Genomic DNA, 9,548 nt, shown 5'->3' with positions numbered 1-9,548 from the left:
CCCGAGCGCGCGAGGAGAGAAGCCGGAATTGATTGAAGTGCATCAACAATTGCGGGGTGAGCGATAATCAACGCCACGCCGCTCAAAAGCTTACCGCCGAGTTTGAAGTGGCCCTCGTTGGCGGAGCAGCGCGATGGTCAGATTGATCGATCTCGGGCTGATTTTGAACAACCGACGGCATTCGCGCACATTGTCACGTTTGGGGGACAGACTTCAAGGCCGCCTAGTCCCCACCTGTCGAAATGGATTTGGTCCACCTCCTTGGGATAAATGTTCGCGAGGCCCGGCAGGGAAAGCACCTGACCCAAGAGGCGCTCGCCCTGGAAGCTGAAATGAAGAGGAGCTACTTAAGCGAGCTGGAAGCCGGCAAGCGAAACCCGAGCGTTAGGGCGCTTGGAAGATTAGCGAAAGCGCTCGGGGTTGAGGCAGCCGATCTGCTCCGACCGATGAAGGAGGCCGAGCCGAATAAATCAACAAAATCAGGCATTTAGTGGTGCCGCTTACAGGACTCGAACCTGTGACCCCCGCATTACGAATGCGATGCTCTACCAACTGAGCTAAAGCGGCGTTCGCCCCTACTAATGCCCTACTAACTTCAAACTCGAATCGCCACCCCATTGGTTTCGTTCGTAAATTTTGGGCGGACCCGCTAATTACGAATGCGATGCTCTACCAACTGAGCTAAGGCGGCGCTCAAAAGAGCGGGCTGGCTCCTAACAGCGTGGCGGTCGGCCGGCAAGACATTGCCGCTTTGAGCCCCACCTCGCGCCCCCAAGCCAATGATTAACGGTTTCGTAAACATGTTCCTTCAGATTCACTCCGTTCTGAAGGCAATTCGGGGGCGGACCACGCCGTGGACAGCTTTGGTTTAGGTGGGGCCTATCAGGCCGACGAAGCGGCCGCTGCGCCGTCCCATGACGATGTCGTTAGCGCCATCGGCGGCGACGAGCGGCGGATGCATGTCCGCGCCTACAACTATTGGGTGTCTCTGCTCGGCGGTCGCGATTTCCCGTCGATCGAGGACCTCCAGCCCGAAAGTGTCGCCGATTTCGCGCCGCACAGCGTGCTGCTCGATTTCACCGCCGGTCGCGGCAATCCCGCCACGCCTTACATCGGGACCGCGATTCGCGCGGAGTGCGGCCTGACCGGAGACGTGGGATCGATTGCCGGCGTTCCCAGCCGCTCTCTGCTGTCGCGTCTGACCGACCATTATCTGCAAATCATCGCCAATCGCGCGCCGATCGGGTTCGAGGCCGAGTTCGTCAACCAGATCGGCCACAGCATCTGCTATCGCGGCATCCTGATGCCGTTCTCGTCCGACGGCGATACCATCGACTTCATCTATGGCGTCATCAACTGGAAGGACGCATCGGGACAAGTTGGCCTGCCTGACATGGACGCCGAGCCGCTTGAACTGACCGAGACGCTGCCGGTCGCCGCAGTAAGCCCCGACATCGATGCAGTGCACCCGGCGTGGGAAGACGGCCCACTCAACGATGATGATGCGATTGCGTCGCCGGTACTCGACGCCGATGCCGGCCTTCACGACCGGCTGAGCGCGGCGCGCGACGGCGCCGAAGTATGCAAGCAGCAGGATGGGCGCACCCGCGCCGCCCTCTATCGCGCACTCGACATGGCTTATGACTTCGCGGTCGCTGCCCGCCGTGCGAACGAGGACTATCTCGAGATCCTCGAAGACGCCGGGGTCAAGGCGCAGGCCCGCGCGCCGATGACGCCGATCGTCAAGCTCGTCTTCGGCATCGACTATGACAAGACCCGCCTGACCGAATTTGCCGCCGCGCTCAGCTTTGCCGAGCGCTGCGGGGTCGACTTCGGCGGCTTCCTTGCGTTCATCGAGCGCCAACCGGGCGGATTGAAAGCATTGGTTGCCGGCGAACGACAGGCCCGTCGCCCCGGCCTGCGGCCCGACGCTCGCGGCGAGATTGCGCGTACCGCGCTCCGGACGCGCCCCAGCCTATCGCTCGCCGCACTGCCGACCAATGCCGAGTTTGCGCTGGTGCTCACCCGCCGCAACGCTGCGGGAGTCCATGAAATCGTCAGCTTGGTGACCGACGGGGCGATGCTCGAACGGGCGGTGCGCAAGGCCGCCTGACGCCGGCACGGCCCACGCCACTCACGGTCCGGGGGTTGGCCAGCACCATATCCCTTGTCTATATGCGGCGGCTTCCTACCCCCGAGGAGCCTGCCCCATGACTGCCCAGACCCGCGTCGACGAGTCGATCGCCGGCTCGCTGCGCAAGGCGCTGCTCGACCATGCGCTGCCGGGGGAAGTCACGGGGTTCACGACCGACGATCAGCGCGATGCAGCTGAGTTTATCGCCGACACGGCCTCGGTGCGCCGCGCCGGCCAGGTCGCATTACGGCTGGAATCGAGCGGGGGCGAAGTGGGCCATCGGCGGATGAAGCTGGCGATCGTCAACGACGACATGCCGTTCCTGGTGGATAGCGTCGCCGCCGCCATCTCCGCGCGCGGCCTGGGCGTTCAGCGCCTGCTCCATCCGATCATAAAGGCGACCCGTGATGCCAAGGGCAAGTTGCTTTCGATTGGCACTGGAGAGACGGAGTCGGTCATCTATATCGAGCTCGACCGCGCCGATGCGCGAGGGCGCCATGATCTGAGCGTCGACCTCGACCACTCCTTGGCCGATGTGCGTTGGGCGGTTGCCGACTGGCCCGAGATGACCGAGCGGATGAACGCCGATGCGGCCAGCCTCGACGGGGTCGACGATGAGGGGGCGGCGCTGCTTCGCTGGCTGGCCGACAATCACTTCACGTTGCTCGGTCACGCCACGCTGCGCCACGGAGGCACCATCTGTGATGGCAAAGGCATCCTTCGCCGCAGTCTGGCGCTGTGGGATGACGGCGACGCCGCCGCGATCGAACATCTTGCGGCGCGCCAGTGGCCGGTACAGATCCTCAAGGCCGACCGGGTTTCGCCGGTCCACCGCCGGGTACCGCTCGATGTGGTGCTCGACCGGCGCGGCGATGGAGTTGTTTCGATTCATGCCGGCCTGTGGACCAGCGCCGCCTTGCGTTCGCCCGCCGAACAGGTGCCGGTGCTTCGCCAATGGCTCGACCAGCTCGACCAGGAATTGGGGTTCGCTCGGCACAGCCATGCGGCCAAGGCGCTGGCCCACGCCATTTCGACTCTGCCGCACGACCTATTGATTTCGCTCGAACCAGCCGAAGTGCGCGAGGCAGCATTGACCGCTATGTCGCTGGCCGACCGGCCGCGGCCGACGATGCTGCTCCTGCCCGGAGCGTTGCGGCGGCAGCTGTTCGTCTTCGCCTGGTTACCGCGCGACGAACTCACCACCCGGCGGCGGCTGGCGATCGGCCAGATGCTCGAAGCGGCGGTGGGGACAAGCGTGACGAGCTGGTCGGTCGAGCTTGGCGACGGCGACTTGGCGCTGATCCGCTACACGCTGGCGATCACGCCGGAGACGAAATTGCCCGATGTCGCCGGACTCGACGCGCGACTGGTCGAGATGGTCAGCGGCTGGGTGCCGGGGGTCGAGACCGCGCTGGCGGCCTGTGCCGGCGCGTCGCGCGCGACCCGACTGGCGCTGACCTACCTCCCGCTGATGCCCGAGGAGTATCGCTCGCGCACGCCGGCACACGAGGCGGCGGTCGACATTTGTCGGCTTGGCGACCTCGGCCAGGGACAGCGGGGCGTCCGCCTGACCCGTCAGTCAGGCGATGCGGCGGGGCAATTGCGGCTCAAGACCTATCGTCTCGGCGGCATGATTGCGCTCAGCGAAGCAGTCCCGGTGCTCGAGAATTTCGGCTTCCGCGTGCTCGAGGAAGTGCCGACCGCGCTTGGCGACGGAACGCACGGCACGATCCACGACTTCCTGCTCGAACTGCCGCAGGGGACCGACCTCGACGCTATCCTCACTCGTGCCAAACTGATCGAGGGCGCGATCTCGGCAGTGCTCGGCGGAACAGCGGAGAATGACGCCTTCAACCAGCTGGTGCTGCTCGCCGGGCTCGACCCGCGCCCGGTGGTGTGGCTGCGCGCCTGGTTCCGCTATTTGCGTCAGACCGGCGTTGCCTATGGCTTGGCGACGGTCGTCGACGCACTTCGCCGCGCTCCGCAGGCGACGACCGCACTGGTCGATCTGTTCAGCGCCGCCCACGCGCTCGACGATGCCGGACGCAAGGACAAGGTCGAGCGTCAGCGCGATGAATTTAACGACGCCCTTCACGCCGTCTCCGCAATCGACGATGATCGCATCCTCCGCCTTCTGCGCGCGGTCGTCGACGCCACGCTGCGCACCAACGCTTTCGCCCCGGCTGCCGCCGAAGCGCTGGCGTTCAAGTTCGATTCCAGCCTCGTCCCGGGCTTGCCTCGGCCGATTCCGTGGCGCGAGATCTGGGTTTATTCGCCGCGCGTCGAGGGTATCCACCTGCGCGGCGGACCGGTCGCGCGCGGTGGTCTGCGCTGGTCAGATCGGCGCGATGATTTCCGCACCGAAATCCTCGGACTGATGAAGGCGCAGCTGGTCAAGAATGCCGTGATCGTCCCGACCGGTGCCAAGGGCGGCTTCTATCCCAAGCATCTACCCAGCCCGGCGGTCGACCGCGACGCCTGGCTAGCGGAGGGCACCGAAAGCTATCGCATCTTCATCCGCGCCTTGCTGTCGGTCACCGATAATATCGTCGCCGATAAAATCGTCCATCCCGAAGCAGTCGTCACGCTCGACGGTGACGATCCCTATTTCGTCGTCGCCGCCGACAAGGGCACGGCGACCTTCTCCGACGTCGCCAACGGCCTCGCGCTCGAACGCGGCTTCTGGCTGGGCGACGCCTTCGCCAGCGGCGGGTCGAACGGTTATGACCACAAGGCGATGGGCATCACCGCCAAGGGCGCATGGATCTCGGTCCAGCGCCACTTCCGCGAGCTCGGCACCGACGTCCAAAACCAGAGTATCCGCGTCATCGGCTGCGGCGACATGTCGGGCGACGTCTTCGGCAACGGCATGCTGCTGTCGAAGCAACTGAAACTGGTCGCCGCCTTCGATCACCGCCACATCTTCATCGATCCCGAACCAGATCCCGCGACGAGCTGGGCCGAACGCGAGCGGATGTTCGCGCTGCCCCGCTCGAGCTGGGACGATTATGACCGCACGGCGCTGTCGAAGGGCGCGATGATTGTGCCGCGCTCGCAAAAGGCGATCGTGCTGACGAAGCAGGCCGCCGCCGCGCTTGGTCTGACCGAACGCAACACCGACCCGACCAGTCTGATCAATGCGATCCTGAAGGCCGACGTCGATCTGATCTGGTTCGGCGGGATCGGGACGTATGTGAAAGCCTCGGCCGAAACGCATGGCGTGGTCGGCGACCCAGCCAATGATACGCTACGCGTCGACGCCAGCGAAATCCGCGCCACCGCCATCGGTGAGGGTGCCAACCTCGCCATCACCCAGGCCGCGCGGATCGAATTCGCCGAGCTGGGCGGACGGATCAATACCGACTTTATCGACAATTCGGCCGGCGTCGATTGCTCGGACAATGAGGTCAACATCAAGATCCCGCTCAACCGCGAGATGGTCGAGGGCCGGCTTAAAGAAGGCGATCGCAACAAATTGCTCGCCCGCATGACCGACGACGTGGCCGATCTGGTGCTCGAGGACAACCGACTGCAAAGCCTGGCGTTGTCGATCGCCGAGGCTCGCGGCGTTGCCGGCCTGCCCGGTTTCGTCCGCACGATCGAGATTCTCGAAGCGTCGGGCCGTCTCGATCGCAAGGTCGAGGGGATCGAGGCGAGCGACGAGTTGCTTCGTCGCGGGGTCGAGGGACGTGGCCTCACCCGGCCCGAACTGGCGGTCCTGCTGTCGATGTCGAAGATGGCGCTGCAATCGGCGGCCGAGACGCTTCACCTGGCCGACGATCCGCTCATGGAAGCCGAGCTGTTCGCGGCCTTCCCCAGGGCAATGATCCGCAAGCATGGAGCCGCCGTCCGCGCGCACCGCCTGCGCCACGAAATCGTCGCGACCAAGGTTGCCAACCGGCTGGTCAATCGCCTCGGCCCGAGCATGGCGCTCGACCTGACCGAGGAAGAAGGCGTCTCGCTGGCGCAGGTAGCGAGCGCCTTCCTCGTCACCGAGAAACTCCTCGACCTGCGCCCACTTTGGGCCCGGATCGAAGCGGCCGACCTGCCCGAACAGGCCCGCATCGAACTGTTTGCCAGCGCCGCGCGATCGATCCGCACCCATATTGCCGACGTGCTTCGCGCGGCGGGGAGCGAAACCAACGTGTCCGCGCTGGTGGCCTTGTTCGAGTCTGGTCTCGACAAGGTCAGCAGCAATCGCTCGAAGTTGATTCGAACCGAGGTCAAGGGCGAGTCCGCCGTCCGCCGCCAGCAGTTGCTCGCCTTAAATGCCGAACCGGCGATCGTCGACGCGCTGATCCGGCTCTACGAGCTCGACGGCGTGTTCGCCATTGCCGCGCTGGCGGCGCGCAAGGATCTCGACGAGCTCTCCCTCACTCGTGCCTACGCCCAGATCGGCGAAGCGCTCGGGCTCGACTGGGCACTCCACCAGCTCGTCCGCTTCACCCCCTCCGATCCGTGGGAGCGACTTGTCCTGTCCGGGTTGGCGCGTGATTTCGAACAGTTGCGGATCGACTTCCTCGCACGATCGCGCGCTGCGGACAGCGATGCGGGCGTCGAGCGCTGGATCGAGCGCAATCAGGCCCGGATCGATCAGTTTCGCAGCCTCGTCACGCGTGCCAAGGCGGCCGGAGCGGTCAGCGTGCCGATGCTCTCCCAGATCGCCAGCCAAGCGAGGATATTGCTTGCCCGCTAGCCCGATCCGCGCCGCCGTCCTGATCCCGGCGACGGACTATCCCGAAGCGTATGACTGGGCGCTGGAAAATCAGGCCGACGCGCTCAGCGCCGCCGGGCTGGAGGTCGTCGCCCAGACCTGGACCGACCCGGACGTGGGGCAGGGGGTCGATATCGTCCTGCCGCTGGTCGTATGGGGTTATCATGCGCGCGAAGCCGAATGGCATGCGCTGCTCGATCGGCTGGAGGCGGCGCGCGTGCCGGTCGTCAACCCGATCGGGCTGTTGCGCTGGAACAGCGACAAGGCCTATCTCGCCGAGCTGGCCGAGCGCGGCATCGCCACCGTCCCGACGCTGGCGGTCGATGCGCTCGCTGACGCCGACCTCGGCGATGCCCGCGTCCGGTTTGATGCAACCGAACTCGTCGTTAAGCCGCCGGTCAGCGCCGGCGCCGACGGCACCTTCCGGCTCGGGCCGAACGATGTGGTACCGGCCGAAGTTGCCGGTCGCCGCATGCTGATCCAGCCGTTTCAACAAGGCATCGTCGGGCAGGGCGAGCTCTCGCTGATGATCTTCAACGGCGCATTCAGCCACGCCGTCTTGAAGCGCGCGAAGCCCGGCGATTTTCGCGTCCAGCCGAGCCTTGGCGGGACCGAAATACACGTCGAAGCGCCGCCCGAGGCGATCGAGCTGGCCCATCGGGCACTTGCCGCCGCGCCCGCCGCCGCCATTTACGCCCGCGTCGACATGATCGCCGATGCTGGTGGCGCGTGGCAGATCATGGAGCTCGAACTGATCGAGCCGGCCTTATTCCTCCACCGTGCGCCCGGCAGCGCCGAGCGCTTCGGTGCCGCCATCGCCGCCGCCGCCGAACAAATACTGGCGCAGCGCTGAAGTCAGGTTGGGTGGGCGCGGCGCGTGCAGCCGGGCGGCGTCGATCTTGGCCACCAGCGCATTGACTGCCAACCCATGCCGCCGCGCCTCCGTCTCCAGCGCGCGCCAGAAGACGGGCTCAAGGCTGATCGAGGTCTGGTGCCCGGCGATGGTCACCGATCGCTTGACCGGCGGGTGATAGGCGGGGCCTGCCACCTCAATACATATGCTGGCCACCGTTGATGCTGAGCGTCGACCCGGTCACGAACCCGGCATCCTCCCCGACCAGGAACGCGACCCCGCGCGCAATTTCGCTCGCCTTGCCCAATCGGTTGACCGGGATCTTGGCGATGATCTTGGCCAGCACGTCCTCGGGCACTGCGGAAACCATGTCGGTGTCGATATAGCCCGGCGCGATCGCATTGACGGTAACGTTGTTGCGCGCGCCCTCCTGCGCCAGCGCCTTGGTAAAGCTGTGAATGCCCGACTTGGCGGCGGCGTAATTGACCTGACCATATTGCCCGGCCTGGCCGTTGATCGACCCGATGTTGACGATGCGGCCATAGTTGCGGCCCTGCATCCCCTCGAACACCGCCTTCGCCATGTTGAAGCAGCCGCCCAAATTGGTGTCGATCACGTCCTGCCACTTGGCATGGTCCATCCGCTTCATCGTCGTGTCGCGAGTGATTCCGGCATTGTTGACCAGCACGTCGACCGGGCCGAGATCGGCCTCGACCTGGCGGACACCATCCATGCACTGCTGATGGTCAGCGACGTCCCATTTGTAGGATTTAATGCCGGTCCGGTCACTGAATTCGCGGGCGCGCTCATCATTGCCGGCATAGGTCGCCGCCACCGACAAGCCCATGTCCTTGAGGGCGAGGCTGATCGCTTCGCCGATGCCGCGTGTTCCTCCGGTTACAATTGCGACTCTGCCCATGGCTTTCTCTCCTGCTTTTCTTTCAGGCTAGGCCGTGGGCCACCATCCGGCAAGCTCGCGTCGCACGATCGCTTCCAGCATTGCCATGCCGTGCTCGCCATCGTTGAGGCAGTCGAGCCGCGCGAATTCCTTGCCTCCGGCCGCCAGGAACGTCTCGCGCCCGCTGATCCCCAGTTCCTCCAATGTTTCGAGACAATCGGCCGAGAAGCTCGGCGCGGCGATAGCGAGCCTCGTGACGCCCTGCCCAGGTAGCCCAGCCAGCATCGCATCGGTCGCCGGATCGAGCCACTTGGCCCGCCCGAAGCGCGACTGGAAACTGATCGTGACCGGGATCGACAGCCGCTCGCCGACCAGCCGCGCAGTCTTCTGGCAATGGCAGTGATAGGGGTCGCCCATGAACAATGTCCGCTCGGGCATGCCGTGGAAACTGAGCAGCAGCCGCTCCGGCACGAAATCGAGCGCGGCGATCTGCCGCTCCAGATCGCCGGCCAGCGCGTCGATGTAGATCGGATCGTCCTGATAAGAGGGCAGGGTACGGATCGCCGGCTGCCAGCGCCTCGCTCGAATGGCGGCAAAGATCGCGTCGTTGGCGCTAGCCGTCGTCGCCCCGCTATATTGCGGATAGAGCGCCGCGGCGAGGATGCGGGTGCAACCCCTGGCGATCAACTCCTCGATCCGTTCCGCAATCGTCGGATTGCCATAGCGCATGGCGAAGTCGACGATCACACTGTCGCCCAGCCGCGCCTGCAGCGCCAGCGACTGCCGCTTCGTAATCGCGAACAGCGGCGATCCCTCGTCGGTCCATACTTGCGCATAAGCGTGCGCGCTTTTCTTGGGCCGGGTGCGCAGCACGATACCATGGAGAATCGGCCACCACGCGATCGGCGGGATTTCGATCACCCTGCGGTCGCTCAGGAACTCGGCGAGA

7 protein-coding genes and 1 tRNA gene are annotated in these 9,548 nt (G+C 65.1%); 4 read left to right on the top strand and 4 right to left on the bottom strand.

Going from position 1 to position 9,548, the window contains the following annotated elements:
* The first annotated feature begins 242 nt into the window (after positions 1 to 242).
* Positions 243 to 491, top strand: a complete 249-nt coding sequence (locus RMN84_RS09550) for a helix-turn-helix transcriptional regulator (RefSeq protein ID WP_309611940.1) — start codon at positions 243 to 245, stop codon at positions 489 to 491.
* On the opposite strand, the gene RMN84_RS09545 is transcribed toward RMN84_RS09550, so the two are convergent.
* Positions 492 to 567 (bottom strand) — tRNA-Thr (locus RMN84_RS09545).
* A 286-nt stretch (positions 568 to 853) separates the two neighbouring features.
* On the opposite strand from RMN84_RS09545, the gene RMN84_RS09540 reads away from it, so the two are divergent.
* From RMN84_RS09540 to RMN84_RS09530, 3 genes are all read left to right on the top strand, one after another.
* The gene (locus RMN84_RS09540; RefSeq protein ID WP_309611939.1) at positions 854 to 2,113 is read left to right on the top strand and encodes a hypothetical protein; all 1,260 of its coding nucleotides are present in this window, start codon (positions 854 to 856) and stop codon (positions 2,111 to 2,113) included.
* 97 nt (positions 2,114 to 2,210) lie between these two features.
* Positions 2,211 to 6,830, top strand: a complete 4,620-nt coding sequence (locus RMN84_RS09535) for an NAD-glutamate dehydrogenase domain-containing protein (protein ID WP_309611938.1) — start codon at positions 2,211 to 2,213, stop codon at positions 6,828 to 6,830.
* Positions 6,820 to 7,701: a hypothetical protein gene (locus RMN84_RS09530; protein WP_309611937.1), complete on the top strand. Its 882-nt coding sequence runs from the start codon at positions 6,820 to 6,822 to the stop codon at positions 7,699 to 7,701. Before RMN84_RS09535 ends, RMN84_RS09530 begins: the two co-directional genes overlap by 11 nt.
* On the opposite strand, the gene RMN84_RS09525 is transcribed toward RMN84_RS09530, so the two are convergent.
* The 3 genes from RMN84_RS09525 to hemH all read right to left on the bottom strand — a co-directional run.
* Entirely contained in the window at positions 7,615 to 7,917 is a 303-nt protein-coding gene (locus RMN84_RS09525) for a ribbon-helix-helix domain-containing protein (protein ID WP_405051474.1), read from the bottom strand. The two genes, RMN84_RS09530 and RMN84_RS09525, sit on opposite strands and share 87 nt — an antisense overlap.
* Positions 7,898 to 8,620 carry an acetoacetyl-CoA reductase gene (phbB, locus tag RMN84_RS09520; RefSeq protein WP_309611936.1) on the bottom strand — a complete coding sequence of 241 codons (723 nt, stop codon included), beginning with the start codon at positions 8,618 to 8,620 and terminating at the stop codon, positions 7,898 to 7,900. The genes RMN84_RS09525 and phbB overlap by 20 nt, the downstream gene beginning before the upstream one ends.
* A 27-nt stretch (positions 8,621 to 8,647) precedes the next feature.
* Positions 8,648 to 9,548: ferrochelatase (gene hemH, locus RMN84_RS09515; RefSeq protein ID WP_309611935.1), on the bottom strand; the 901-nt coding region annotated here is incomplete at its 5' end.

This window comes from Sphingomonas sp. (assembly GCF_031380695.1).
Taxonomy (GTDB): Bacteria; Pseudomonadota; Alphaproteobacteria; order Sphingomonadales; family Sphingomonadaceae; genus Sphingomicrobium.
Note: the sequence above shows the minus strand (reverse complement) of the source record. Positions and strands in the feature narration are given on the sequence as shown.